Annotated in this window: 1 protein-coding gene; it reads right to left on the bottom strand. The window is 61.6% G+C overall.

The window, feature by feature from the left end; genetic code table 11:
* Nucleotides 1–270 (bottom strand): DUF2244 domain-containing protein (locus tag GO615_RS28315; RefSeq protein ID WP_169133114.1); only part of this gene is annotated, 270 nt, incomplete at its 3' end.
* Nucleotides 271–401: the final 131 nt, after the last annotated feature.

Raw genomic sequence — 401 nt, 5'->3', positions numbered from 1 at the left:
CGCTTTGGCGGTGCGGAAATTGACCTTGAAGGCCCAATAGATCACCAGCACGTCGAGGCCGAAGAAGCCGAAGATCGGCCAGGCGCCGAGCCACCAGAACACCGCGCCGGCGACGAAGCTGATCACCGTGACGAGCGACATCAGCACGATGAAGCCGGTGCGATTCAGCGAGCGATGCGGTGTCAGCAGCGCCGAGAACAGCTTTGGCTCGGCCTCGGTGCCGGCCGCCTCGGCGTCGTTCGCGGGATCAAAATCGTTGCCTGCAGTCATGACGTATCAGTATATCCCGTTCATGGCCAAAATCATCCGCTCTCAGCGCGCCGGCACCTCAAGCGTTCGGTCGGCGCCGAAGAAGAAAGTCGCGAAAGCGGCAAAGCCGCTGTCCAAAGGCACGGCAAAGA

Origin of the sequence: Aromatoleum evansii (assembly GCF_012910805.1) — a bacterium.
Classification (GTDB): domain Bacteria; phylum Pseudomonadota; class Gammaproteobacteria; order Burkholderiales; family Rhodocyclaceae; genus Aromatoleum; species Aromatoleum evansii.
Note: the sequence above shows the minus strand (reverse complement) of the source record. Positions and strands in the feature narration are given on the sequence as shown.